19 protein-coding genes are annotated in these 25,437 nt (G+C 72.4%); 6 read left to right on the top strand and 13 right to left on the bottom strand.

Annotated features, from left to right (window positions below; translation table 11 throughout):
• Together AXW62_RS46035 and AXW62_RS24375 are read right to left on the bottom strand one after the other, a co-directional pair.
• Nucleotides 1–1,256 (bottom strand): protein kinase domain-containing protein (locus AXW62_RS46035; protein ID WP_252368707.1); only part of this gene is annotated, 1,256 nt, incomplete at its 3' end.
• Nucleotides 1,257–1,422: 166 nt separating this feature from the next.
• On the bottom strand, nucleotides 1,423–3,357 hold the full coding sequence (locus AXW62_RS24375; protein ID WP_060946384.1) for a serine/threonine-protein kinase: 1,935 nt from the start codon (nucleotides 3,355–3,357) through the stop codon (nucleotides 1,423–1,425).
• Nucleotides 3,358–3,557: 200 nt separating this feature from the next.
• Between AXW62_RS24375 and AXW62_RS24370 the strand changes: the two genes are divergently transcribed.
• Nucleotides 3,558–4,730 carry a serine hydrolase domain-containing protein gene (locus tag AXW62_RS24370; protein ID WP_252368706.1) on the top strand — a complete coding sequence of 391 codons (1,173 nt, stop codon included), beginning with the start codon at nucleotides 3,558–3,560 and terminating at the stop codon, nucleotides 4,728–4,730.
• 318 nt (nucleotides 4,731–5,048) lie between these two features.
• On the opposite strand, the gene AXW62_RS24365 is transcribed toward AXW62_RS24370, so the two are convergent.
• On the bottom strand, nucleotides 5,049–6,755 hold the full coding sequence (locus tag AXW62_RS24365) for a glycerol-3-phosphate dehydrogenase/oxidase (protein WP_060946382.1): 1,707 nt from the start codon (nucleotides 6,753–6,755) through the stop codon (nucleotides 5,049–5,051).
• A 209-nt stretch (nucleotides 6,756–6,964) separates the two neighbouring features.
• Between AXW62_RS24365 and AXW62_RS24360 the strand changes: the two genes are divergently transcribed.
• Nucleotides 6,965–8,236, top strand: coding sequence for a nucleotide sugar dehydrogenase (locus tag AXW62_RS24360; RefSeq protein WP_060946381.1), 1,272 nt, complete (start codon nucleotides 6,965–6,967; stop codon nucleotides 8,234–8,236).
• A 253-nt stretch (nucleotides 8,237–8,489) separates the two neighbouring features.
• Here AXW62_RS24360 and AXW62_RS44090 read toward each other — a convergent pair whose 3' ends face one another.
• Both AXW62_RS44090 and AXW62_RS24350 read right to left on the bottom strand, forming a co-directional pair.
• Complete coding sequence (locus AXW62_RS44090; protein WP_060946380.1) at nucleotides 8,490–10,907, bottom strand: DUF6049 family protein; 2,418 nt, start codon at nucleotides 10,905–10,907, stop codon at nucleotides 8,490–8,492.
• Nucleotides 10,908–11,231: 324 nt separating this feature from the next.
• A complete protein-coding gene (locus AXW62_RS24350; RefSeq protein ID WP_060946379.1) occupies nucleotides 11,232–12,389 on the bottom strand; it encodes a rod shape-determining protein in 1,158 nt (385 codons plus the stop codon).
• Between the two features lie 506 nt (nucleotides 12,390–12,895).
• Here AXW62_RS24350 and AXW62_RS24345 point away from each other — a divergent pair.
• Nucleotides 12,896–13,552: a hypothetical protein gene (locus AXW62_RS24345; RefSeq protein ID WP_060946378.1), complete on the top strand. Its 657-nt coding sequence runs from the start codon at nucleotides 12,896–12,898 to the stop codon at nucleotides 13,550–13,552.
• Nucleotides 13,553–13,645: 93 nt separating this feature from the next.
• On the opposite strand, the gene AXW62_RS24340 is transcribed toward AXW62_RS24345, so the two are convergent.
• From AXW62_RS24340 to AXW62_RS24325, 4 genes are all read right to left on the bottom strand, one after another.
• A complete protein-coding gene (locus AXW62_RS24340) occupies nucleotides 13,646–14,773 on the bottom strand; it encodes a GuaB3 family IMP dehydrogenase-related protein (protein ID WP_030837426.1) in 1,128 nt (375 codons plus the stop codon).
• Nucleotides 14,774–14,866: 93 nt separating this feature from the next.
• The gene (guaB, locus tag AXW62_RS24335) at nucleotides 14,867–16,369 is read right to left on the bottom strand and encodes an IMP dehydrogenase (RefSeq protein ID WP_030837420.1); all 1,503 of its coding nucleotides are present in this window, start codon (nucleotides 16,367–16,369) and stop codon (nucleotides 14,867–14,869) included.
• A gap of 146 nt (nucleotides 16,370–16,515) precedes the next feature.
• On the bottom strand, nucleotides 16,516–17,127 hold the full coding sequence (locus AXW62_RS24330) for a sigma-70 family RNA polymerase sigma factor (RefSeq protein ID WP_030837418.1): 612 nt from the start codon (nucleotides 17,125–17,127) through the stop codon (nucleotides 16,516–16,518).
• A 290-nt stretch (nucleotides 17,128–17,417) separates the two neighbouring features.
• Nucleotides 17,418–18,029, bottom strand: a complete 612-nt coding sequence (locus AXW62_RS24325; protein WP_003948568.1) for a response regulator transcription factor — start codon at nucleotides 18,027–18,029, stop codon at nucleotides 17,418–17,420.
• A 408-nt stretch (nucleotides 18,030–18,437) separates the two neighbouring features.
• Between AXW62_RS24325 and AXW62_RS24320 the strand changes: the two genes are divergently transcribed.
• Nucleotides 18,438–18,752 (top strand): WhiB family transcriptional regulator, encoded by a 315-nt coding sequence (locus tag AXW62_RS24320; protein WP_030837415.1) that lies wholly within the window; start codon nucleotides 18,438–18,440, stop codon nucleotides 18,750–18,752.
• A gap of 169 nt (nucleotides 18,753–18,921) precedes the next feature.
• Here AXW62_RS24320 and AXW62_RS24315 read toward each other — a convergent pair whose 3' ends face one another.
• Nucleotides 18,922–19,839, bottom strand: a complete 918-nt coding sequence (locus AXW62_RS24315; RefSeq protein ID WP_060946377.1) for a LysR family transcriptional regulator — start codon at nucleotides 19,837–19,839, stop codon at nucleotides 18,922–18,924.
• Nucleotides 19,840–19,919: 80 nt separating this feature from the next.
• Between AXW62_RS24315 and AXW62_RS24310 the strand changes: the two genes are divergently transcribed.
• Complete coding sequence (locus tag AXW62_RS24310) at nucleotides 19,920–20,630, top strand: MOSC domain-containing protein (protein ID WP_060946376.1); 711 nt, start codon at nucleotides 19,920–19,922, stop codon at nucleotides 20,628–20,630.
• 345 nt (nucleotides 20,631–20,975) lie between these two features.
• Nucleotides 20,976–21,749, top strand: coding sequence for an SDR family NAD(P)-dependent oxidoreductase (locus AXW62_RS24305; protein WP_030837408.1), 774 nt, complete (start codon nucleotides 20,976–20,978; stop codon nucleotides 21,747–21,749).
• Between the two features lie 147 nt (nucleotides 21,750–21,896).
• On the opposite strand, the gene groL is transcribed toward AXW62_RS24305, so the two are convergent.
• From groL to AXW62_RS24290, 3 genes are all read right to left on the bottom strand, one after another.
• Nucleotides 21,897–23,522, bottom strand: a complete 1,626-nt coding sequence (groL, locus tag AXW62_RS24300; RefSeq protein WP_060946375.1) for a chaperonin GroEL — start codon at nucleotides 23,520–23,522, stop codon at nucleotides 21,897–21,899.
• 98 nt (nucleotides 23,523–23,620) lie between these two features.
• A complete protein-coding gene (gene groES / locus AXW62_RS24295) occupies nucleotides 23,621–23,929 on the bottom strand; it encodes a co-chaperone GroES (RefSeq protein ID WP_014054228.1) in 309 nt (102 codons plus the stop codon).
• 517 nt (nucleotides 23,930–24,446) lie between these two features.
• Nucleotides 24,447–25,340, bottom strand: a complete 894-nt coding sequence (locus AXW62_RS24290; protein ID WP_242437938.1) for a polysaccharide deacetylase family protein — start codon at nucleotides 25,338–25,340, stop codon at nucleotides 24,447–24,449.
• Nucleotides 25,341–25,437: the final 97 nt, after the last annotated feature.

Below are 25,437 nucleotides of genomic sequence, written 5' to 3'. Positions count from 1 at the left end.
GCCGCCCGCGAGGCCGCGGCCGGGACATCGGCACCGGCGCCGCCGCGCTCGCCCTCCCGGTCCCCGGGCAGCCCCGGCAGCCCCGCCCGTCGCGGTCCGGGCAGCCCGCCGACGGCCTCTTGGCCGCGGTACGGGGCCGCCTCTTGGCCGCGGTACGGGGCCGCATGCCCGCGGGCGCCCGCCCCGGACTCCGTCTGCTCCTGGTGGCCCGGACCGCCGGCGCCGGGCTCCGAACTCGCCTCCGCCGCGCCGTGGTCGCCGTAAGGCGCCCGCGGCTCCGGCAGGCCCCGCAACGTGCCCTGGTCGCGGTGGGCCCGGCCCTCGGCGTCGGGCCGGGCACCGGCCCCCGGTTCGTGGCCACCGGCCCCCGGTTCGTGGCCACCGTAAGGAGCGCCCGGCGGCCGGAAACCCCCCGCGGCGCCCTGGTCGCGGTAGCGCGGGCCGGTGTGCGGCAGCGCCTCGCCGCCCTCGCCCGCACGGGCCCCCGGGATGGCGGCCCCCGTCGGGCCGTGGGCCGGCTCCGGTTGATCGCCGGAATCCGCCGGGCCATGCGGCGCGGAGGCCGGGTCGTCAGCCGCCGGGAGTTCCCCGGCGTCCGGGACGGGCTCGTCGACGGCCGGGGCGGCGGCCGAGGGCGCCGGAACGGGGTCGTAGCCGCACAGCGCCTCCTCCGCCGCGCCCGCCGCCAGCCCCGTGAGCATCGCGCGGCCGTCGTCGCACAACAGCACCGTGCGGGTGGTGATGTTGCGGTGGACCCACCCATGGGCGTGCAGGGCGCCCAGCGCCGTGAGGATGTCGTTGGCGACCTCGGCGGCACGGTGCGGGGACAGTGTGCCCTCCGCGAGCAGCGCGGCGAGCGGACGGCCGGCGACCAGTTCGCTGACGATCCACAGGCTTCCGGCCTCCGCGAAGACGTGGAAGACCTGGCCGAGCCGAGGGTGGTCGGGGATCTGCGCGGCGGCCGTCGCCGCCACGATGGCGCGCTGGACGGCCGGATCACCGCCGCCGCCCCGGGCCGTACGCCCGGCTCCGGCGAACGTGCCGTTCCGTCCCGCCGGGCGGCCACCGCCGCCCCACCGCGCGTCCTCGTCGACGACCTCGGCCTCGACCACCTCCGGCAGCGGTATCTGCCGCAGATGGACTTCCTGCCCGCTGTAGGTGTCGAAGGCGCGGGTCTCGACGAATTCGTACTCGTCGGCGGGCGGCAGGGGCAGGCGATAGCGGTCGGCCAGCACCCGGCCCGCGTACTCCTCCACGACGCCTCCCCAAGCGCGCGATCAACGCCGCCCTTATCAGCGATCAGCGCAGCGCCAAACCGTCAAATGTGGTCGTTTTGGCGGGTTCCTGCGGCTGCGCACAGTCTAGGGCCTCTCACGATACGTGCCCGAACGACGCTTCGCCGACAGGAGCCGACAGGAGTGTTCAGTCCGTAATCTTGAAGGTCCTGAAGGCGGTCTGCCGGAGCGTGGTGCACTCCTTCTCGTCCCACTTGTCCGCCTCGCAGGTGATCAGGATGGCGAAGCCGTGGCTGTCGTCCGCCTTGAAACCGCGGTTGACCGCCCGCACCCGCTTGCCGTCCTGATCGCGCTCGAACCGCCAGTCCGCGACGGTCGGGTAGCCCTTCCAGTCGACCGACGTGATGCCCAGTCCCTTGTAGCCGGACATGGTCCGCCGGGCGTTCTCCTGGCCCTTCTTCCAGTCCGCCACGGCGTCCGACCTCGGCGAGTCGGTGAAGTCGACCTGAATACGCGGAATACGGGACCCGCCGTAGTACTTACGGCTGCCGGAATAGCTCCCGGGGTGGACCGACCAGCCCTCCGGCATGGCCATGCTGAAGGGGAAGTCGGAGCTCTTGACGGTCTTGTAGCCGTCCGGCAGACCGCCCTTACCGCCGCCGCCCTCGCCCTTGCCCTTGTCCTTGCCCTTGTCCGAGGCGTCGTCCGCACCGTCGGAGGTGCTCGCGCTCGTCTGCCGGCCGGAGCTCCCCGCCTTCGGCGACTCGCCCGCCGACTGGCCCGACGTGTCGGTGCCCTGGCCCTCCCGGGAACTGCCCGAGGCCCCGGCGGAGGCGGACGTGTCGCCCCCGGAGGCGCCCTTGGCGTTGTCGTCGCCGTCCCCGCCGCTGCTCAGCACGACGGCGAGCACGGTGCCCACGATGGCGAGCACCACGACCACCACGATGATGATCAGCGTGCGCCTGGGGATCACATCGGTGATCGGCGCACGCGGCGGCACGGGCGGCTGCGGGGCGGGCGCCGCCTCGGGGGTCGCGGCGGCCGGCCCGGCCTTCCGCGCCGCCCCGGACACCGCCGCCGGAGGCTTGTCCACGCCCTCCGCCGCGCTCCCGGTCTCCGTCTTCTTCGCGGCCGCCGCGGCGTTGCGCACGGACCTCAGCGCACCGCGCCTGCGCTCGGAGACGGCCGCCTCCTTGGCCTTGGCGGCGGTCTCGTCCTCCGGCGAGGGCGCGAGCGGCAGGCTCATCGTGCGGGTCGCGTCGGCGGGGGCCTTGGCCTCCTCGGGGGCGCTCAGCGCGTGTTCGAGCAGCGCCCGCGCCCCCGCGTCGTCGAGCCGCCGCTCCGGGTCCTTGGCCAGCAGACCGTAGATGACCTCCTCCAGCGGGCCCGCGTTCTTCGGCGGCTCCACCGGCTCGGTCATCACGGCGGTCAGTGTCGCTATGGCCGTGCTCTTGTCGTACGGCGGTACGCCCTCCACGGCCGCGTACAGCAGGCCGCCCAGCGACCACAGGTCGGACGGCGGGCCGGGCTTGTGGCCGCGGGCCCGCTCCGGGGAGATGTACGAGGGCGCGCCGACGAGCATGCCGGTGGAGGTCACCGACGGGTCGCCCTCGACCTGCGCGATGCCGAAGTCGGTGAGGACGACCCGGCCGTCGTCCGAGATCAGCACGTTGGAGGGCTTCACATCGCGGTGCAGGATGCCCGCCTGGTGGGCGGCGCGCAGCACGTCGAGGACGGCGAGCCCGACCTCGGCGGCGCGCTTGGGGGTCAGCGGGCCGTCGTCGCGGACGACGTCGGCGAGCGAGCGGCCCTCGATGAGCTCCATGACGATCCACGGGCGGTCGTCCTCGTCGACCACGTCGTAGACGGTGACGGCACCGTTGCTGCGGATCCGGGCGATCGCCTTCGCCTCGCGCAGCGTACGGGTGATGAGCCGTCTCTTCTCGTCCTCCTCCACGCTGGACGGGAAGCGCAGCTCCTTGACCGCGACCGTACGGCCGAGAGTCTGGTCCTTCGCACGCCAGACCGTGCCCATGCCACCCTGACCGAGAATCTCCCCGAGCCGGTATCGCCCGGCGAGGAGGCGCCCAGTCGAGCCCTGCGTCTTCTCAGCCTCCGACATGCGACCCCTCTGCGAATCTGCCCGCCCTGAACCCACCCTGGGAGAGCGTCCATTGTCTCTCATCCACGGACCCGGAACCGCCCCGGGTCCGGGGCGCGGCGTGGCGGCCACCGCGGTACCTGCGACCATCTGGCGGTACGCAGGAAACGGAGGTCCGTGTCATGCCCATCTCCGCCTTACGATGGCACAGGCGGACCCGGATGCCGACCGTTCTGGCGCTCACCGCCGCCCTCGGTCTCGCGTTCTGCGGCTGCGGTGCGACGGCGGAAACGGGACGGGGCGCGGACGCGCGGGCGAGTGCGCACGCGGACGCCGGAACGGGCGCCGAGAGCCGCCGGAACACCGCCGTGCGCGCCGCCTTACGCCGGTTGGCGGAGCGGGCCGACGCGCCGGGGGCCGCGGTGCTCGTCCGCCGGATGGACGGGGACACGCGGTTCATCGCCTCGGGGGTCGCCGACATCCGCACCGGGCGCCGCGTCCACCGCGACGACCATTTCCGGGCGGGCAGCCTGACCAAGACCGTCATCGCGGCGGTGACCCTGCGGCTGGCCGCCCAGGGGCGGCTCGGCCTCGACGACACGGTGGAGGAACACCTTCCGGGGCTGGTGCGCGGACAGGGCAACAATGGCCGAAACATCACTCTTCGTCAGCTTCTGAACCACACCAGCGGGCTGTTCGACTACACCGCCGACCCGGTACTGGCGCGTCAGCTGGCCGAAGCGGCCGACCGCACCCACACCCCCGCGTCCCTGGTGCGCACCGCCCTCGCCCACCGCCCGCACTCCGCGCCCGGGGCCGCCTGGCACTACTCCAACACCAACTACGTCCTGCTGGGCATGGTGATCGAACGGGCCACCGGCCGCTCCTACGCCGCCGAGGCCCGGCGCGAGGTACTGGCCCCCCTGGGGCTGCGCGGAACCTCCTTCCCGGGCGCCCGCACCGCCCTCCCGGCCCCGCACGGCCGCGGGTACACGCGGGACGGTGGGACGCGGTCCGGCGGCGCCCGACGCGACGTCACCGAGCTCAACCCCTCCTCGGCGGGGGCCGCGGGGGAGCTGATCTCCACCCTCGACGATCTGGCCCGCCTCGTCTCCGGGCTGCTGCGCGGCGAGGCCGCGCCCCGGGCCGAGCTGCGGCGGATGCGGGACACCTCCGCCTCCGGCGGCCACTACGGCATGGGGCTGTTCCCGGTGCGGCTGCCGTGCGGGGTGACGCTGTGGGGTCACAACGGCGAGATCAACGGCTCCTACGTGCTGGCCGTGGCCACCTCCGACGGCCGCCACACCCTCGTCTACCGGCTCAACAGCACGGCCGGTTCCGTTCCGGCCGACGAAACGACGCTCCTCGAGGCCGAGTTCTGCGCTCGACCGTAAGGACTCATGAGGCCCGTGGGGCCTCATGGGACCTCGCGGACTCCATGGGACCCCATGGGACGTCACGGGACCCCATGGGACGTCATGGGACGTCACGGGGCCACATGGGATCCCGTGGGGTCTTGAAGGACCTCACGATCACGGGGCCCCGCAGAGCCCCAAGGGGCCTCACGGTCATGGGACCCCGCGGGGCTCCGAGAGGTCTCACGGCATCCATGGCGGCCATGGATGCCATAGCCTCCATAGAGGCCATGGCGTCCATAGGGCACCACCGGACGCCCCCCCCGGCACCCACGGGCGCTCCCGGGCACGGGCCTCCTACAGCGGGACGATGTCCGGCGCGCCCAGCCGGGCCGCGTCCGCCGTCAGGTCGTCCAGCTGCCGCTGGGACTCGCGCTCCGCCTCCACCCGCTTCTCGTAGTGCTGGACCTCCCGGTCGATCTGGTCCTCGCCCCAGCCCAGGACGGCCGCCATCAGCCCGGCGGCCTCGCGGGCGCAGCGCGTACCGCGGTCGAAGGTCTCGATCGAGATGCGGGTGCGGCGGGTGAGGACGTCGTCCAGATGACGGGCCCCCTCGTGCGAGGCGCCGTAGACCACCTCGGCGCGCAGGTAGTCGTCCGCCCCGGCGAGCGGCTCCCCCAGCGACGAGTCGCCGGAGATCAGTTCCAGGACCTCCTGTGCCGCCGAGCCGTACCGGTTCAGCAGGTGCTCGACCCGCGCCACGTGCAGCCCGGCCCGCCGGCCGATCCGCGCCCGCGCGTTCCACAGGGCCTTGTAGCCCACGGCGCCGACGAGCGGGATCTCCTCGGTGACGCAAGGGCCGACCCGGCGGTCGAGGCCGTGCACCGCCTCGTCCACGGCGTCCTTGGCCATCACCCGGTACGTGGTGTACTTGCCGCCCGCGACCACCACCAGGCCCGGCACCGGATGGGCGACCGTGTGCTCGCGCGAGAGCTTGCTGGTGGCCTCCGACTCCCCGGCCAGCAGCGGGCGCAGCCCGGCGTAGACGCCCTCCACGTCGTCGCGGGTCAGCGGCACCGCGAGGACCTCGTTGACATGTTCCAGCAGATAGTCGATATCGGCGCTGGAGGCGGCCGGATGCGCCTTGTCCAGGTCCCAGTCGGTGTCCGTGGTGCCGACGATCCAGTGCCTGCCCCAGGGGATGACGAACAGCACGCTCTTCTCGGTGCGCAGGATCAGACCGGTCGTGGAGTGGATGCGGTCCTTGGGGACGACCAGGTGGATGCCCTTGGAGGCCCGGACGTGGAACTGGCCGCGCTCCCCGATCAGCGCCTGCGTATCGTCCGTCCACACCCCGCTGGCGTTCACCACCTGCCGGGCGCGGACCTCGAACTCGCCGCCCTGTTCCAGGTCCCGCACCCGGGCGCCGACCACGCGCTCGCCCTCCCGCAGGAAACCGACCACCCGCGCGCGGTTGGCGACGTGCGCGCCGTACTCAGCCGCCGTGCGCACCAGCGTGGTGACGTAGCGTGCGTCGTCCACCTGGGCGTCGTAGTACTGCAACGCGCCGACCAGCGCGTCCTTCCTCAGGCAGGGCGCGACCCGCAGCGCCCGCCCGCGGGTCAGATGGCGGTGGGCGGGCAGCCCCCGGCCGTGCCCGGAGGAGATCGACATGGCGTCGTAGAGCGCGACGCCCGACCCCGCGTAGAACCGCTCCCAGATCCGGTGCTTCAGCGGATAGAGGAACGGCACCGGCTTGACCAGGTGCGGCGCGATCCGTTCCAGCAGCAGCCCGCGCTCCTTCAGGGCCTCGCGCACCAGTGCGAAATCGAGCATCTCCAGATAGCGCAGTCCGCCGTGGATCAGCTTGCTGGACCGGCTCGAGGTGCCGGAGGCCCAGTCCCGCGCCTCCACCAGGCCGGTTTCCAGGCCCCGCGTCGCGGCGTCCAGCGCGGTGCCCGCGCCGACCACTCCGCCGCCCACGACCAGCACGTCCAGCTCCCGGTCCGCCATCCGGGCCAGCGCCTCGCCGCGCTCGTTCGGCCCCAGTGCCGGTGTTTTCACCGCTGCCTCCCGCTGTGATCGACGTCACGCCGCCCTGCCGATTTTCCTGGCTTTCTCCCCTCCGTGCCATGCCGCTGCCGTGCGCACCGGCGCGACACCACGTCAACACCCTCCGTCAATACTGAATACGAGTCATATTTCCGCTTAGTCTTCCTTTGGGGGGTTTGCGCCGCCATCCGACATCGTCCCGGGAAGGACGACACGACGTCATGCCCGCAGATCTCGCCGTCATCGGACTCGGTCATCTCGGTATTCCTCTCGCCCAGGCCGCCACCGCCGCCGGCGTCCGCACCGTCGGCTACGACCCCGATCCGGGTGCCGCCGACGACCTCCGGGCCGGACGGCTGCCCTCCGGATCGGGCGAGGGCCGGCTGTCCGCCGCCGAGCTGCGCCGGATGGCCTCCCAGGGCTTCCGGATCACCGCCGACCCCGCCGAGCTCGGCCGCGTCCGCACCGCCGTGATCTGCGCCCCGACCCCGCTCGGGGACGACCGCAGACTGGATCTGTCGGCGGTCGGCGAGGCGGCCCGTACGCTCGCGGCGCGGCTGCGTCCGCACACCACCGTTCTGCTGGAATCCACCGTGTACCCAGGCACCACCGAGGAATTCCTCCGTCCGCTTCTCGAGGAGGGATCCGGGCTGCGGGCCGGGCGCGACTTCCACCTCGCCTACTCCCCCTGCCGCCACGACCCCGGGAACCGCGCCCACGGCCCCGCCAACACCCCCAAGGTGATCGGCGGGCTCACCCCCGCCTGCACCGAGGCGGCCGCCGCCTTCTACGGCCGCTTCACCGAGAAGGTCGTCCGGGCGCGCGGCACCCGCGAGGCCGAGACCGTCAAGGTCCTGGAGACCAATTACCGGCACGTCAACATCGCCCTGGTCAACGAGCTGGCGGTGTACTGCCATGACCTCGGCGTCGATGTGTGGGACGTGGTCCGCTGCGCCGAGACCAAGCCGTTCGGCTTCCAGTCCTTCCGGCCCGGCCCCGGCGTCGGCGGCCACGGCGTACCGGTCGACCACGACCACATGGCGGACCAGCAGCTCGGCCTCGGCCTCCCCCTGCGCATGGTGGAGCTCGCGCAGCAGGTCAACGGGCGGATGCCGGGCTATGTCACCCGCCGCTGCACCGCCCTGCTCAACGAGTACGGCAAGTCGGCGCGCGGCGCCCGGGTCCTGCTGCTGGGCGTCGGCTACAAGCCCGACGTCGCCGACGCGGAGGGCTCGCCCGCGCGGGAGATCGCCTCCCGGCTGATGGAGCTGGGCGCCCGGATCGGCTACCACGATCCGTACGTCGCGTGCTGGCGGGTGCTGGGGCGCGAGGTGGAGCGCGCGGACTCGGTGTACGAGGCGGCGGCCGACGCCGACCTGACCGTGCTGCTCCAGCACCACCGCACCTACGACCTGCAGGGACTGGCGGTGAAGGCCCAGCTGCTGCTGGACACCCGGGGCGCCGGACCGGCGGGGGCCGCGCACCGGCTGTGAGACCCGCCGGTTGAGTCCTGCTGGCTCAGGCCCACTGACTGAGTCGCACCTGACTGAGTCACATTGGCCGAGGCCCACTGACTGAGTCGCACTGGCTGAGGTACTTGCTGAGGCCCACTGGCTGAGGCCCGTTTGGTTCAGCCCACCGGTTGAGTCCTGTCGGCTGAGTCCATCGGTCGAGCCCACCGCCCCCGCTCCGGCCCCGCCCCGCCGTCACCGGCCCCGCCGCCCCCGCTCCGGCCCGCGTCGCCCGTCACCGGCCCCGCGTACGCCGCAGCCGGAACGCGGCCGTCAGTACGATCAGCGCCGTCCCGCCCAGGACGAAGATCACCGCCCCCGAGGGCACCGACCGCACATCCGCCCGGAACGTCATCGGGGCGCCCCAGGGCCTTCCGTCGGCGGTGGTGTAGAGCTGGGCGGTCAGCCGGACCGGACCGTTGGCGTACGCCTTCACCCGCACCCGAACCGTACGGCTCACCGCCCGCGACGCCCGGACCGGCACCGCGCGTTCCCGGGCGTCCAGCCGCTCGGGACGGCTGGAGAGGACCCGGAGCTCCACCCCGGTGAGGTCCTGCTGAAGACCGTTGTCCACGGTGACCGGAATGGTCGCCGAGCCCCCGGCCACCACCACCGTGGACTTCGGCACCAGCCGCACCGACGTGATCGAGGCGGTCAGATAGCGGGACACCCCGCGCTGGTACGAGGCGGCCCCCGCCGGGTCACCGCGCCAGCCGGTCGCGACGGAGCGGGCCAGCGCGGCCCGTACGGACGCGGCGGTGACCCGCGCGTCCGACAGCACCTTGGTCAGGGCGCGCAGCCGCCGCCGGTCCCGGTCCACCGCCGCGAGCCGGGCGGGCGGCAGCTCGGAGGCGTGCCGCGCCGGCGGATGGCCGTCGGAGCCCCGCAGCCGCCCCGCCGTGGGCTTGCGCAGCGCCGCCGCGAACCGGGCCGGCTCCAGCCACCCCGCCTTCCGGCCCTCGGCCACCACCGTGAGCAACACCCGGGCGGTCCCGAGCGGCATCCGGCGCGGGGGCACCACCACCAGGTCACGGCGGGCGTTCGGCAGCTCCCGCGCGGCCGTCAGGGTCTCGGCGAGCAGCCGTTGCCGCAGCAGCAGCCGGGCGGGCGCACCGGCGGCGCCTTCGGCCGGATGGGCGGCGAGGAGCAGGGAGGCGATCGCCGCGTCATAGCGCAGCGCGGTCGTCCCGCCGTCGAGCGCGACGGCGCCGTCGTCGGTGGCTCCCTCACTGACCAGCTGACCGGACGAGGTCACCCCGGCGCCGGAGGCGAGCACCGTGCCCAGGCCGAGCAGCTTGGCGTACCGGGCGATCCCGTCGTCCAGCTCACCGCCCGCGGGCCAGCCCACACCGGCGCGGGTCCGGATGCCCAGCGCCCGGTCGACGACGCTCCTGCCCGCACGGGAGGCACTCCGCAGCAGACCGGCGAGCGGGACGCCGCCGCCCCGGGCGAGCGAGACCAGATCCGGGTCCGCGTACGGCAGCGCGATCACCTCCCGGCCCCGGACCGCCTTGCGGAGCGCGGCGAGCCACTCCGCCGCCGCCTCGCCGCCCGTCCCCTCGGTGGCCTCCCGCGGATGGCTCCCACCGGGCGTACGGGCCACCCGGTAGCCGGCGGCCATGGCCCGTGCGTGCACGATCAGATCCGGGTCGAGGACCCAGGTGACCGGCTGCTTCGTACCCATCTCGACCAGCCGCCGCAGCCGGCCGCCGGGCCCGAAGGCGGCGGTCAGCTCGTCATCGCGGAAGACCGGCAGCACGCTGTCCGGGGTGCGCAGGGTCAGCGCCTCCATCCGGGGGGTGTCGACAACCGGCCACAGCACGGTGGTGCGCAGCGGCTCCAGCCGGGTGGCGTCGGGAAACGCGGACAGCTGCGTACGGGTCAGCCCGAGCACGCCGCCGGTGCCGGTGCCAGTGCCGGTCCCGGCCCCAGTTCCGGTGCCGGTGCCGGTCCCAGCCCCAGCCCCAGTTCCGGTGCCGGTGCCGGTGCCGGTGCCGTCCGAGCGGATGACGCTCACGGTGAGCGCGTACGCCCCGGCGCCGTCCAGTTCGAGGTCGGGGACGGGCACGGTGAGCCGGAAGCCGCGCTCGGCGCCGGTCGGCAGCGCGGCGAGGCGGACCGGGCGGCCGGGCACCTCGGGGCCGTCGGACCGGGTCAGGGACGTGCGATGGGTCACGGCGGCGAGTCCGCCGCGGGTGTCGATCGCACCGGCGGCGCCGATCCGCACCCCGATGCGCGCGGGGCCCACGCGCCGTGCGGAGGTGTTGGTGACCCGCCCGCTGATCCTCAGCTCACCGCCCTGGCGGATTACCGCGGGGCTCAGGGAGGCCAGTTCGACGGACACCGGATATCGCTGCGCCGAGCCCGGCGCCGTGGCGGCGCCGGGGAGCCCATGGCTGTGCGCCGGGCTCCGCGCCGCAGTGCTGCCCCGGGGCCCGCCGCTGGCCGCCAGACCCCGCGCCACGGCACCACCACCGGCCCCGTGGCCATGCCCCAGACCCCGCGCCACGGCACCACCGCCGGACCCGTGGCGGTGCGCCGGGCTCGCGGTCGCGGCGGGCCCGGCCGGCGCCGACAGTACGGAAGTGATCGCGACCAGGATCGTGGTGACGGTCGCGACGACCGTCCGCCCGTACGTCCCGCCGCGCCCCACGACCACCACCTCGACGCCCGCGCCTGCCGTCCGCCCGCGCCGTACGGAGCCGACGCGGGGTCACCAGCCCAGCCCACCACGCCGCATGCGGTGCCGCACGCTCACGGCACCCGTCCGGGAACCGCGCTCACGGCACCCCGCCGCGGAAAGCGACGCCCACGACACCCCGCCCCGGAGAGCCACGCCCACGACACCGCCCCGAAGAACCTTACGCGGCACCCCGTCCGAGGAACTCCCCGCACGGCACCCCGCCCCCAAGAGCCACGCTCACGACACCCATGGCACCCCGCCCCGAAGAGTCCCCGCCGGGCCCGCCCCGGGGCGTCACACCCGTACGGCGTCCGGCCTGCGGGGCCGCGCGTCCATCGCGGTGCGCAACGAGGCGAAGTCCTCCACGCAGCGGCCGGTGCCGATGGCCACGCAGTCCAGCGGGTCGTCGGCCACCAGCACCGGGATGTCCAGCTCGCGCGCCAGCCGTGTGTCCAGGCCGCGCAGCAGGGCTCCGCCGCCGGTCAGCACGATGCCGCGGTCCATGATGTCGCCCGCCAGCTCCGGCGGGGTCTCGTCGAGCGTGGACCGCACCGCCGCGACGATGGCGTCCACCGGCTCCGTGAGCGCGTGCCGCACCTCGTCCGCGGTCAGTTCGAGCACCTTGGGCAGCCCGGTCGCCTGGTCCCGGCCGCGGATGGTGCAGCGGTCCGGCGGCAGCAGCGCCTGGGTATCCTCGGGGTCGTCGCTCTGCCCCGGGATGAACACCTCGACATTCCGCTCGGGCCGCCGGACGGACTCCGACACTCGCGGTACGGGCAGCGGCCCGGAGGGCGCGGCGGATCCGATGGACACCTTGATCTCCTCGGCGGTCCGCTCACCGATCGCCAGCGCGTACTGCTTCTTCACGTACGAGCTGATCGCCACGTCCATGGCGTCGCCCGCCGTCCGCACCGACTGGGCGGCGACGATGCCGCCCAGTGAGACCACGGCGACCTCCGTCGTACCGCCGCCGATGTCGACGACCATGCAGCCGGTCGGCTCGCTCACCGGCAGCCCCGCGCCGATCGCCGCCGCGATGGGCTCCTCGACCAGATGCACCTGACGCGCCCCGGCGCGGGTGGCGGCCTCCGTCACCGCACGCCGCTCAACACCGGTGATCCCGGAGGGCACACAGACGACGACGCGGGGGCGGCCGAGCCGACGGCTGCCCATGACCTTCTTGATGAAGTACCGCAGCATCCGCTCGGCGATCTCGAAATCGGCGATCACACCATCGCGCAGCGGCCGCACGGCGACGATGTTGGTCGGTGTCCGCCCCATGGTCTCCTTGGCCGCCGCGCCCACCGACAGCACACTGCCGTCGACTGTGTTGACCGCCACAACCGACGGCTCGTTGAGCACGATTCCCCTGCCCCGGACGTACACCAGTGTGTTGGCGGTGCCGAGGTCGATACCCATGTCACGCCCATTGAACGACTTGTTCTGCGCCATAAGTTGACATTATTGCTTATGCCGGATTCAGTCCGGACACTGATACCATTCGCACCACCGTGCGGGCCCACCACTGCCGCCTTTGCCACCGCGCGACCATGATCGCGTCCACCCCCTCCGCGACTCAGGCCCCTCACCCCGCCCGTGGCCTCACGGCGGGCACCGCGGCGGCCCTGCACCAGGCATTTCAGCCAGGTGACGGACTACGGGCGCGACCACATCCCGGGACGCGACGACCTCACCTTCCACACCGTGGCGGGAGCGGAAAGCCATCCGGCGGCGAAGCGGATCGCCGAATAGACACCGATGTCCCTATATGCCCGGGGCAGCGTGTCTCCGTCCGGTCCCAGCCATGTCACGGACGTCAGACACGACTTGTCTGATTGTCATGCCCGCCTGTTACTTTTATGGCTCGAAACATACCTCCGCGTTCCCAGCCGCAGCCGCTCATCAGCACGGCTGTCCCCGGAACGCGGTTTCCACACCTTCATCCCCGGGGGAATTCCATGAGCCAGAACTGGCAGCAGCCACAGCAGCCTGGCGGTTATCCGCAGCAACCCGCCCAGCCCCAGCAGGCCGGAGGGTACGGCTCCCCGCAGCCCGGCTACGGCTATCCGCAGGGCCAGCCGCAGCCGCCCCAGCCGCAGTTCGGCGGCGGCTTCCCGCCGCCCGCTCCGCAGGTCGGGCGTCCGGGCAACCCGCTGCTGGCAGTCGGCGCCGCCATCGTGGCCACGGTCGTCGGCGCGTTCCTCTACGCGTTCCTGCTGAGCGCGATGGCGGACACGGACAAGACCCCGCCGGAGGTCACGCAGTTCGCCTACGCCGGTGTGGTCGTCGGTGCGCTCATCGGTCTGGTGGTCGCCAAGCTCGGCGGCCGTAACCCGGGGCTGTGGGTGGTCGGCGCGGTTCTGGCCCTGGCCGCGGTATTCCTCGGTGAGCTCTACGGCTACGCCATGATCCTCCACGATGTGATGAGCAACTACGCCGACAAGATCGGTGGCGGCGCCAGCAGCCAGGTGCTCTCCTCGAACGAGATCTTCTTCGACCACTTCAGCGACCTGTGGAAGTCGTGGAAGGAAGACTCCGACGCGCTGACCTACGTCTTCATGGCGCTCGCGCCGGTCGCCGCGGTCAGCACCGCCTACCGGATCGGCAACCGCTGACCCGGACGGCACGCACGGCGACACCAGGGGAAGGCCCCGACGGGGAAGGCCCCGACCGCGATGCGGTCGGGGCCTTCCCCTTGTACTGAACGCTCAGCTCTTGTCGCGGGCCGACGGGGCGACCGTGACCTCCACCCGCTGGAACTCCTTCAGCTCCGAGTAGCCGGTCGTGGCCATGGCGCGGCGCAGCGCACCGAAGAAGTTCATCGAACCGTCGGGGGTGTGCGAGGGGCCGAGGAGGATCTCCTCGGTGGTGCCCACCGTGCCCAGGTTCATCCGCTTGCCGCGCGGCACCTCGTCGTGCACCGCCTCCATGCCCCAGTGGTGACCGCGGCCCGGCGCGTCCGTGGCCCGCGCCAGCGGGGAGCCCATCATCACCGCGTCCGCGCCGCAGGCGACGGCCTTCGGCAGATCGCCGCTCCAGCCGACGCCGCCATCGGCGATCACATGCACATAGCGGCCGCCGGACTCGTCCAGGTAGTCCCGCCGGGCGGCGGCGACATCGGCGACCGCCGTCGCCATCGGCACCTGGATGCCCAGCACATTGCGGGTGGTGTGCGCGGCACCGCCGCCGAAGCCCACCAGCACACCGGCCGCGCCGGTGCGCATCAGGTGCAGCGCGGCGGTGTAGGTGGCGCAGCCGCCCACGATCACCGGAACGTCCAGCTCGTAGATGAACTGCTTGAGGTTGAGCGGCTCGGCGGCGCTGGAGACGTGCTCGGCGGAGACCGTGGTCCCGCGGATCACGAAGATGTCGACCCCCGCGTCCACCACGGCCTTGGAGAACTGCGCCGTGCGCTGCGGGGACAGGGCGGCGGCGGTCACCACGCCGGCGTCCCGCACCTCCTTCAGGCGCTGGCCGATCAGCTCCTCCTTGATCGGCTCGGCGTAGATCTCCTGCATCCGGGTGGTCGCGGTGCGCTCGTCCAGCTCGGCGATCTCCGCCAGCAGCGGCTCCGGGTCCTCGTAACGGGTCCACAGCCCCTCGAGGTTGAGCACCCCGAGGCCGCCGAGCTCACCGATGCGGATCGCGGTCCGCGGCGAGACCACCGAGTCCATCGGGGCGGCCAGGAACGGCAGCTCGAAGCGGTAGGCATCGATCTGCCAGGCGATCGAGACCTCCTTCGGGTCCCGGGTACGACGACTCGGCACGACGGCGATGTCGTCGAACGCGTACGCCCTGCGGCCGCGCTTGCCGCGCCCGATCTCGATCTCAGTCACGTGGGTGCCTTTCCCTGTTCACGAACAGCCGTCCCAGTATCCCTGTATCCCTGCCCGCGCCCGCGCAGGGCCGCCCGGGTGACCCGGCGTGGGTCAGCGGCCGGAGTAGTTCGGCGCCTCGGTGGTCATCTGGATGTCGTGCGGGTGGCTCTCCTTGAGGCCCGCCGCGGTGATCCGGACGAAGCGGCCCTTCTCCTTCAGCTCCGCCACGTTGGCCGAGCCGACGTAGCCCATCGACGCCCGCAGGCCGCCCACCAGCTGGTGTGCGACCGAGGCCAGCGGGCCGCGGTAGGGCACCTGGCCCTCGATGCCCTCGGGGACCAGCTTGTCCTCGGAGAGCACGTTGTCCTGGAAGTAGCGGTCCTTGGAGTACGAACGGGCCTGGCCCCGCGTCTGCATCGCGCCCAGCGAGCCCATGCCCCGGTAGGACTTGAACTGCTTGCCGTTGATGAAGACCATCTCGCCCGGCGACTCCTCGCAGCCGGCCAGCAGACTGCCCAGCATCACCGTGTCCGCACCGGCCGCGATCGCCTTGGCGATGTCGCCCGAGTACTGCAGCCCGCCGTCGCCGATCAGCGGCACCCCGGCCGCGTGGCATGCCTGCGCGGCCTCGTAGATCGCCGTGACCTGCGGTACGCCGATGCCCGCGACCACACGGGTGGTGCAGATGGAGCCCGGACCGACGCCGACCTTCACGCCGTCCACACCCGCGTCGATCAGCGCCTGGGCGCCGTCCCGGGTGGCGACATTGCCGCCCACCACATCGACCGCGATATTGGACTTGACCTTGGCGATCATGTCGAGGATGCCCCGGCTGTGGCCGTGCGCGCTGTCCACCACCAGGAAGTCGGCCCCGGCCTCGACCAGCGCCTGCGCCCGCTCGTACGCCTCGTCACCGACGCCGACGGCCGCGCCGACGACCAGCCGGCCGCCCGCGTCCTTCGCCGCGTTCGGATACTGCTCGGCCTTCACGAAGTCCTTGACCGTGATCAGGCCCTTGAGCACCCCGGCGTCATCGACCAGCGGCAGCTTCTCGATCTTGTGGCGGCGCAGCAGCTGCATCGCGTCGTCACCGGAGATCCCCACCTTGCCGGTGACCAGCGGCATCGGGGTCATGACCTCGCGGACCTGACGGCCCCGGTCCACCTCGAAGGCCATGTCACGGTTGGTGACGATGCCGAGCAGCTTGCCCGCCGCGTCCGTGACCGGCACACCGCTGATGCGGAACTTCGCGCACAGCGCGTCCGCCTCGTGCAGGGTGGCGTCCGGCCGGACCGTGATCGGGTCGGTGACCATCCCGGACTCGGAGCGCTTGACCAGGTCGACCTGGTTGACCTGGTCCTCGATGGACAGATTGCGGTGCAGCACGCCCGCGCCGCCCTGCCGGGCCATGGCGATGGCCATCCGGGACTCGGTGACCTTGTCCATGGCGGCGGACAGCAGGGGCACGTTCACCCGGACGTTCCGGGAGACCCTGGACGAGGTGTCGACCGCGTTCGGCAGCACCTCGGAGGCGCCCGGCAGCAGCAGCACATCGTCGTACGTCAACCCGAGCATGGCGAATTTCTCAGGCACTCCGTAGACGTTGTCAGTCATGACACCCTTCCAATGGTCTTGCCCAGCGCGGACTCCCATGCTAACGGGCTCCCGGAGTGCCCCCATTCCGCCTGTGGACAACTGCGCGGCGGGCCGCGGACAAGGGAAGGGCGAGGGCGCCGATCAAGGCCCCCAATCGCCCCGGCCTACTGCTCGGCGAGTGCCCGCAGCCGGCTCAGGGCCCGGTGCTGGGCGACCCGCACCGCTCCGGGGGACATCCCGAGCATCTGCCCGGTCTCCTCCGCCGTCAGCCCGACCGCGACCCTCAGCAGCACCAGCTCGCGCTGGTTCTCCGGGAGGTTGGCCAGGAGCTTCTTGGCCCACTCCGCGTCGCTGCTGAGCAGCGCCCGCTCCTCGGGCCCCAGCGAATCGTCCGGCTGCTCCGGCATCTCGTCCGAGGGGACGGCCGTGGAGCCCGGGTGGCGCATGGCGGCCCGCTGGAGATCGGCGACCTTGTGGGAGGCGATGGCCACGACGAACGCCTCGAAGGGCTTTCCGGTGTCGCGGTAGCGCGGCAGCGCGCACAGCACCGCGAGACAGACCTCCTGCGCCAGGTCGTCCACAAAATGACGGGCGTCACCGGGAAGTCGGGACAGCCTCGTCCGGCAGTAGCGCAGGGCGAGCGGATGGACCAGGGCCAGCAGGTCGTGAGTGGCCTGTTCGTCCCCCTGGACGGCGCGCCCGACGAGGGCGCCGATCGCCCCGGTGCCCCCGGGGGCTCCCTTCGGGGCCCCTGGACTCTCCTCGTCGCGCGGCATCCGTCCATGGTGCCTTGGGCCCGCGGGCTCCGTGCCACCGCGTCCGTAGTTGTGCGCTGAAGCGTTATGAGCAGGTGCGCCGGCTCTCGTCACGTCCTGCGCTCTCCCCTCACGCCCGACCGACTCGTCCCCGAGGAACTCCACACCTTCAAGGATGCGGCATAGCGCGGGGAACTGACACAGGCCACCGCCACAACGCCCGCCGCGCACGCTCTCGCCCCGCCCGCCACCCGGCGGGCGGGGACCGTCGCGCCCCCGCTGCGCAGCACGTCAGAACGGTCTCGGCCGGGTCAGCGGACCAGACCCCAGCGGAACCCGAGGGCCACCGCATGGGCCCGGTCGGAGGCGCCGAGCTTCTTGAACAGCCGGCGTGCGTGCGTCTTGACCGTGTCCTCGGAGAGGAACAGCTCACGGCCGATCTCCGCGTTGGACCGGCCGTGGCTCATGCCCTCGAGCACCTGGATCTCCCGCGCGGTGAGCGTGGGCGCGGCGCCCATCTCCGCCGAGCGCAGCCGGCGCGGGGCCAGCCGCCAAGTGGGGTCGGCGAGCGCCTGCGTCACCGTGGCGCGCAGCTCGGCGCGCGAGGCGTCCTTGTGCAGATAGCCGCGGGCGCCGGCGGCCACGGCCAGCGCGACCCCGTCGAGGTCCTCGGCGACCGTGAGCATGATGATCCGGGCGCCGGGGTCGGCGGAGAGCAGCCGCCGCACGGTCTCGACCCCGCCGAGACCGGGCATCCGTACGTCCATCAGAATCAGGTCCGAGCGGTCGGCGCCCCAGCGGCGGAGGACTTCCTCGCCGTTGGCCGCCGTCGTCACACGCTCGACGCCGGGCACGGTCGCCACCGCGCGGCGCAGCGCCTCTCGCGCAAGCGGGGAGTCGTCGCAGACGAGGACGGATGTCATGGCCGTCCTCCGCAGCTGATGCGCGTCACCTTGAGCCTCCAGGCTGGTACATATCGTCACCTGTGCGATTGACAGCCCCGGATATCTGTCCGAGAGCTTTACCCATCAACCGCCTCCGCACTCTCAACGACGGTCACCCGAAAGAGTTACGGGGTTTGGCGGCCGCCTTCGACACTCTACGTGAGGGGTCGGATACGGAGCAGCTTCGTCACGCAGGCCGCGTCCCCCGCGCCTCCCCCATAGGGCAGCCCCCGAGGCAGTCCCTTCGGTGGCATTTGGCGACCTTGCTTCCAATTTGCGGGTCTATGTGGCTAGATTCGCAATGAGTCATATTTACATCTACTTAGCCCGTAGGTGTACGACCCAGGACACAGCGTCCGCAGCCGATCGCTTCGAGGAGATAAGGCAATGGCAGATTTCTCCCGTCTTCCCGGTCCGAATGCCGACCTGTGGGACTGGCAGCTCCTCGCCGCGTGCCGCGGGGTCGACAGCTCGCTCTTCTTCCACCCGGAGGGGGAGCGCGGCGCCGCTCGCAGCGCCCGCGAGATGTCGGCGAAAGAGGTGTGCATGCGCTGTCCGGTACGGGCGCAGTGCGCGGCTCACGCCCTGGCGGTGCGCGAGCCGTACGGGGTGTGGGGCGGACTCACCGAGGACGAGCGCGAGGAGCTCATGGGGCGGGCGCGCCATCGCGCGGTCGCCGGTACGGGGGCCTCGGGATCCTGACCGGATCCTGGCCCCGGCCAATTGAAGAAACGTTCCTTTCCCTTCACCCGCCGGGCGTGCGGACGGCCGGCGGGCGTACCCGCGAGCGCGCGCCGGTCACCTGGCCGGTCACCCGGGAGGAGGGCCGCCACGAGTTCACGGTGGTGCCGTGCGCGCGAGCGCGCGCCGGTCACCTGCGGGCGGCCCGCTCCAGCCGGTCCAGCGTCGCCGCCACCGCCGGGACGCGGGCGAGGTCGGGCAGGGTCAGCGCCACCACTTCCCGGCGCACCGCCGGCTCCACCTCCAGCGTCGTGGCGCCCTTGGCCCGTACGGACTCCAGCGCCAGCTCGGGCAGCACCGCCACCCCCAGCCCGGCCCCGACCAGGCCGATGACCGCCGGATAGTCGTCCGTCGCGAAGTCGATCCGCGGGGTGAAGCCCACGGACTCGCACACCTCCACCAGATGCCCCCGGCAGCGCGGGCAGCCCGCGATCCACGGCTCCCCGGCCAGTTCGGCGATCCCCACCGCCCCGGCGCCCGCCAGCCTGTGCCCCTCCGGCACCACGCCCACCAGCCGGTCGCTGAGCAGCGGACGCAGGACCAGGTCGTCCCACTCGGCACCGCTCCCCGAAGCCTCCACGTCCGCACCCACCCGCGGATACCGGAAGGCCAGCGCGATCTCGCAGTCGCCCGCCCGCAGCATCTCCACCGAGCCCGGCGGCTCGGCCTCCACCAGCGAGACCCGCGTCCCGGGGTGGTCCGCGCGCATCTCGGCGAGCGCCATGGGCACCAGGGTCGAACTGCCGCTGGGGAACGACACCAGCCGCACCCGGCCCGCGCGCAGCCCGGCGATCGCCGCGACCTCCTCCTCGGCGGCGGTCAGCCCGGCGAGGATCCCGGTGGCGTGCCGCAGCAGCGCCCGGCCCGCCTCGGTCAGCCGCGTCTCCCGGCCGGTACGGATCAGCAGAGGGGTGCCCGCGGCGCCCTCCAGGGCCTTCATCTGCTGACTGACGGCGGGCTGGGTGCAGCCCAGCTCACGGGCGGCGGCGGAGAAGGAACCGGTGGCGGCCACCGCGCGCAGCACCCTGAGATGGCGTGCCTCGATCATGCCTTGAGCATAAGGGACCCTTGGACACCGGCCGGCATATTGCGTCGACGCTTTGACCGTGCTGTTCTACCGTGCCGTTCATGGTGTATTCCCCGGCTTCCCCCGCGCATCCAGCCGCCCGGCCCACCGTGCTCACCGTGAATCTGGGCCGGGCGATGAAGACCGACCACACCGACTGTCCGGCCGGCACCGGCATCGACAAGCGCCCGGTCGACGGCCCGGTGCGGGTCGCGCCCCCGGGGCCGAAGGGCCAGGGCGCGAGCGGCCTGGCCGGTGACACGGTCTGCGACACCCGCCACCACGGCGGCGACGACCAGGCGGTCTACGCCTACGCCCGGGAGGACCTCGACACCTGGGAGCGGGAGCTGGGCCGCGAGCTGTCCAACGGCGTCTTCGGCGAGAACCTCACCACCAGCGGCATCGACGTCAGCGGCGCGCGCATCGGCGAGCGCTGGCGGGTGGGGAGCGGGCTGCTGCTGGAGGTGACCTCACCGCGCATACCGTGCCGCACGTTCGCGGGCTGGCTGGGCGAGCGGGGGTGGGTGAAGCGGTTCACCCAGGCCGCCGTCCCGGGGGCGTACCTGCGGGTGCTCGAACCCGGTGAGGTCCGCTCCGGCGACCCCGTCGAGATCGTGCACCGGCCCGACCACGAGGTGACGGTCGCCTTCCTCTTCCGCGCCGAGACCCTGGAGCGGGAGCTGCTGCCGAGGGTGCTGGCGGCGGGTGACGCACTGCATCCGGAGGCGCGGAAGGCCGCCCTGAAGTACCGGTCAGCTGGCGAGGGGCACTGACGGGACGCCGAACCAGGCGCTCCCCGGCGGCTTCCGGCCCGCTTTACGACCGCTTCACGCCCGCTTCAGTCCCGCTTCGCAGCGACGTCCCGCCCGCTTTCCGCCCGCTTTCCGCCCGCTTAACGGAGGCGTGCCGCCCGCTTCCCGGTGAGCCCGCGTCCGCTTCCCGGTGAGCCCGCGTCCGCTTCCCGGTGAGCCCGCGTCCGCTTTCCGGCACGGGCTACCTTCCGGTTTCCCCGGGGAGGCGTCCGGTCCGACAGACGGAAGTGTTCATTCCGGCTCAGATCGCTCCGCGGCCCCGCTCGGCGGTCCGACGGGGCCCGCCGTGGCCGATAACGTGCGCGTATGACGACTGCATTGATTACCGGAACCACGGCGGGCATCGGCGCCGCCTTCGCGGGCCGGCTCGCCGCCGACGGGCACAACCTGGTGCTCGTCGCACGCGACGAGAAGCGGCTGCGGGAACAGGCGACGGATCTGCACGACCGGCACGGCGTGGAGGCGGACGTGCTGGTGGCGGACCTGTCCGAGGAGGACGGGATCGCTGCGGTCGAGGCCCGGCTGGGGGACCGCACCCACCCGGTCGACCTGCTCGTCAACAACGCCGGATTCGGCAATCGCGACCGCTATCTGGAGGTGCCGATCGCCGATGAGCTGCGGATGCTGAAGCTGCACTGCGAGGCGGTGCTGCGGCTGACCAGCGCGGCGGCCGAGACCATGCGCAGCCGGGGGCGCGGCGGAGTGATCAATGTGGCGTCGATCGCGGCCTTCTTCCCGCGCGGGACGTACGGGGCGAGCAAGGCGTGGGTCGTGCAGTTCACCCAGGGCGCGGCGAAGGACCTGGCGCGCTCGGGGGTGCGGCTGATGGCGCTGTGCCCGGGGTTCGTCCGTACCGAGTTCCACGCGCGGGCCGGGATCAAGCCGGACAACGTGCCGAGCTGGATGTGGCTGGACGCGGACCGGCTGGTCGCGGTGGCCCTGAAGGACTTCGCCCGGGGCAAGTCGCTGTCCATCCCGGACCCCCGCTACAAGGCGATGACGGGCCTGGCCAAGCTGGCCCCGCGCTCGGCCATCTCCTCCATCTCCGCCAAGGTCGGCCGTCCCCCGGCGAAGGCATAGCGCCCGGGGGCGCCGGGACGCAGCCCTTCCGGGAGGAACGGTCCGGGGACCCGGACCGGCATACGCGAGACCGGGGACCCGGACCGGCATACGCGAAGGCGCGGCCGCCTGTGGGCGGCCGCGCCTTCGGCTTGCGTGGGCCGGACGTCAGTGCGCGTGACCGTGGCCGTGGCCGGCGGCCTCGGCCTCTTCCTCGGCCGGCTTCTCGACCACCAGGGTCTCGGTGGTGAGCAGCAGCGAGGCGATCGACGCCGCGTTCTCCAGCGCGGAGCGGGTGACCTTGACCGGGTCGATGACGCCGGCCTTCACCAGGTCGCCGTACTCCTCGGTCGCGGCGTTGTAGCCGTGGCCCTTGTCCAGCTCGGCGACCTTCGAGGTGATGACGTAGCCCTCGAGGCCGGCGTTCTCGGCGATCCAGCGCAGCGGCTCGACCGCGGCGCGGCGGACCACCGCGACACCGGTGGCCTCGTCGCCCGTCAGGTCCAGGCTGTTCTCCAGCACCTTGGCGGCGTGGACCAGCGCGGAGCCACCACCGGAGACGATGCCCTCCTCGACCGCGGCGCGGGTCGCGGAGATGGCGTCCTCCAGGCGGTGCTTCTTCTCCTTGAGCTCGACCTCGGTGGCCGCGCCCACGCGGATCACGCACACGCCGCCGGCCAGCTTCGCGAGCCGCTCCTGGAGCTTCTCGCGGTCCCAGTCGGAGTCCGTGGCCTCGATCTCGGCCTTGATCTGGGCGACGCGGCCGGTGACCTCGTCCGCCTTGCCGCCACCGTCGACGATCGTGGTGTCGTCCTTGGTGACCGTCACGCGGCGGGCGGTGCCCAGCACGTCCAGGCCGACCTGGTCGAGCTTGAGGCCGACCTCCTCGGCGATGACGGTGCCGCCCGTAAGGGTGGCGATGTCGCCGAGCATGGCCTTACGGCGGTCGCCGAAGCCCGGGGCCTTCACCGCGACGGCGTTGAAGGTGCCGCGGATCTTGTTGACGACGAGGGTGGACAGGGCCTCGCCCTCCACGTCCTCGGCGATGATCAGCAGCGGCTTGCTGGCGTTGGCCTGGATGACCTTCTCCAGGAGCGGCAGCAGGTCCTGGATGGAGGAGATCTTGCCCTGGTGGATCAGGATGTACGGGTCCTCGAGGACGGCCTCCATCCGCTCCTGGTCGGTGACCATGTACGGCGAGAGGTAACCCTTGTCGAAGGCCATGCCCTCGGTGAAGTCGAGCTCCAGGCCGAAGGTGTTGGACTCCTCGACGGTGATGACGCCGTCCTTGCCGACCTTGTCCATCGCCTCGGCGATCAGCTCGCCGACCTGCTTGTCCTGCGCGGACAGCGCGGCCACGGCGGCGATGTCGGACTTGGAGTCGATCGGGCGGGCGGTGGCCAGCAGGTCGTCCGAGACGGCCTTGACGGCCGCGTCGATGCCCTTCTTGAGGGCGGCCGGGGAGGCGCCCGCGGCCACGTTCTTCAGACCCTCGCGGACCAGCGCCTGGGCCAGCACGGTCGCGGTGGTGGTGCCGTCACCCGCGATGTCGTTGGTCTTGGTCGCCACCTCCTTGACGAGCTGGGCGCCCAGGTTCTCGTACGGGTCCTCGACCTCGACCTCACGGGCGATCGTGACACCGTCGTTGGTGATGGTCGGAGCACCGAACTTCTTGTCGATGACGACATTGCGGCCACGGGGACCGATCGTCACCTTGACGGTGTCCGCAAGCTTGTTGACGCCGCGCTCGAGGGCGCGACGGGCGTCCTCGTCGAACTTCAGGATCTTCGCCATGAGTTGCGTATGTCCTCTCAAACGAACCGCGCCCCGACCCCGGTTTCAGATGACACGGGCACCGGGGCACGGCTCACAGGCAAAACTTCGGTGATTAATTACTTCTCGACGATCGCGAGGACGTCGCGAGCCGAGAGGACGAGGTACTCCTCGCCGCTGTACTTCACCTCGGTGCCGCCGTACTTGCTGTAGAGCACGACGTCACCGACGGAGACGTCGAGCGGAAGGCGCTTGCCGTCCTCGAAGCGGCCCGGGCCCACGGCCAGGACGACGCCCTCCTGGGGCTTCTCCTTGGCGGTGTCCGGAATGACCAGGCCCGAAGCCGTGGTCTGCTCGGCGTCGAGCGGCTGGACCACGATGCGGTCCTCGAGCGGCTTGATGGCAACCTTGGAGCTGGTGGTCGTCACGATCCGACCTCCCCCTTCGGAGATCTCACGGGGTCAACTGTCTGAGGTGGCGACCAGGTGGATCCGTCGTCGCGGGTGCCGGACCTGCCCGTCGCTGTATCCCTGGCACTCATCGGTCCCGAGTGCCAGCCTCGACATTATGACGCGGTTAGCACTCAGTCAACTAGAGTGCCAAGCCACGTGGTGGCGGCCCCCGATCGGCACCTCGCCGCCGCCTCATGGCGGCCTTACGGCCGTCTCGTTCGCATGTTCGGTACGTGCCCCGTCCCGGGGGTCACGGGCCGCCCCGGGCCGGGGTCGCGGGCTGCCCCGGTCCGGGGGCGCGGGCCGCCCGAGGTCCAGCGCCACGGGCTGCCCCGTTCCGGCGCCACGAGCCGCCCCGGTCCGGGGGTCACGGGCCGCCCCGGTCCAGGACCACGGGCCGCCCGACGTCCGGCGCCACGGGCCGCCCCGGTCCAGGGGCGCGGGCCCCGGTTCCGGCGCCGCGAGCCGTTCCGGTCCGGGGTCGCGGTGGCCCTCAGATGTAGTCCTCCAACCGGGCGACGGTGAACCCCTGCTCCTGGATCTCCCGCAGCATCGAAGTGATCATGTCGGTCATCGTCGCGCCGTCCAGCAGCTCCGGGCCACGGAAGTGGGCGAGGATGATGTCCCCCGGCTGGAGCCCGTCTCCCGAGCGGTACACCAGCCCCTTGGGCTCCATCTCGGCCCGCCAGAGCACGACCTTCCGCAGTCCGCACTCCGCCGCCGCCTCCAGCGTGGTCCTGTCGTACTCCCCGTAGGGCGGGCGGAAGAGGCTGGGCTCCAGGCCGAGGCGGTCGTGGAGGACTTCCTGCTGGCCGCAGATCTCGTGGAACTGGGTCTCGAAGTCCTTGCCCGCGAGGTTGGGGTGGGTGAGCGTGTGGTTGCCGATCCGGTTGCCGAGCTCCCGCAGCCGGCGGAAGTAGTCGTAGTGGTCGCCGATCACCTCGTCCTCCAGGAACTGTGTGAACGGCAGACCGAGGTCCCGGACCTGGTCCACGAAGGCCGGATCCTTCTCGATCCCGTCGTCGAGCGTCAGGAAAACCACCCGATCGGTGGTGGCGACCCGCCGGATGACCGTCGGCAGCCCGGACACCGGCGGCCACACCGCCGCGAGCGGCGGCTTGACCGCGGGCGGGGCCGGCGGCGCGGCCAGCGGCCGGTCGAGCCCCCAGCGGAGGTACGCACCCTGGAACGCCCCCGCCGCCGAGTCCGTCGCCGACGGGGCCGAGGGCGGTGAGCCGTCCTCGCGCCCGCTGCCGGACGGCGGCGCCCCGGAGGTTTCGGACACGGCGTGCGGGGTGGTGGAGGCCGCACGCGGGAGATCGGCGCCCTTGCCGTGCGGCCCGGAAGAGCCCTGGCCACCACAGCCGGCGAGAACGGCCGCGGCCACGGGGAGAACCAGATACCTCGAGACACCAGATTTGATCATCATAAAAGCGATCTTCAGCTCCCCGGCACGAATGCGCGCGCCGGAGAAGGGACGAATG

It is taken from the genome of Streptomyces hygroscopicus subsp. hygroscopicus, assembly GCF_001553455.1.
Lineage (GTDB): Bacteria > Actinomycetota > Actinomycetes > Streptomycetales > Streptomycetaceae > Streptomyces > Streptomyces hygroscopicus.
The sequence above is the reverse complement of the archived record's forward strand: the minus strand, read 5'-3'. Positions and strand labels throughout refer to the sequence as shown.

Excerpts from the sequence above, each read along its gene's own strand:
- guaB (WP_030837420.1), bottom strand. The coding sequence starts at position 16,369 with ATGACTGACAACGTCTACGGAGTGCCTGAGAAATTCGCCATGCTCGGG.
- AXW62_RS24325 (WP_003948568.1), bottom strand. The coding sequence starts at position 18,029 with ATGACATCCGTCCTCGTCTGCGACGACTCCCCGCTTGCGCGAGAGGCG.
- AXW62_RS24345 (WP_060946378.1), top strand. The coding sequence starts at position 12,896 with ATGAGCCAGAACTGGCAGCAGCCACAGCAGCCTGGCGGTTATCCGCAG.
- AXW62_RS24310 (WP_060946376.1), top strand. The coding sequence starts at position 19,920 with ATGGTGTATTCCCCGGCTTCCCCCGCGCATCCAGCCGCCCGGCCCACC.
- AXW62_RS24305 (WP_030837408.1), top strand. The coding sequence starts at position 20,976 with ATGACGACTGCATTGATTACCGGAACCACGGCGGGCATCGGCGCCGCC.
- AXW62_RS24375 (WP_060946384.1), bottom strand. The coding sequence starts at position 3,357 with ATGTCGGAGGCTGAGAAGACGCAGGGCTCGACTGGGCGCCTCCTCGCC.
- AXW62_RS24320 (WP_030837415.1), top strand. The coding sequence starts at position 18,438 with ATGGCAGATTTCTCCCGTCTTCCCGGTCCGAATGCCGACCTGTGGGAC.
- AXW62_RS24315 (WP_060946377.1), bottom strand. The coding sequence starts at position 19,839 with ATGATCGAGGCACGCCATCTCAGGGTGCTGCGCGCGGTGGCCGCCACC.
- AXW62_RS24350 (WP_060946379.1), bottom strand. The coding sequence starts at position 12,389 with ATGGCGCAGAACAAGTCGTTCAATGGGCGTGACATGGGTATCGACCTC.
- groL (WP_060946375.1), bottom strand. The coding sequence starts at position 23,522 with ATGGCGAAGATCCTGAAGTTCGACGAGGACGCCCGTCGCGCCCTCGAG.
- AXW62_RS24370 (WP_252368706.1), top strand. The coding sequence starts at position 3,558 with ATGCCGACCGTTCTGGCGCTCACCGCCGCCCTCGGTCTCGCGTTCTGC.
- AXW62_RS24360 (WP_060946381.1), top strand. The coding sequence starts at position 6,965 with ATGCCCGCAGATCTCGCCGTCATCGGACTCGGTCATCTCGGTATTCCT.
- AXW62_RS24330 (WP_030837418.1), bottom strand. The coding sequence starts at position 17,127 with ATGCCGCGCGACGAGGAGAGTCCAGGGGCCCCGAAGGGAGCCCCCGGG.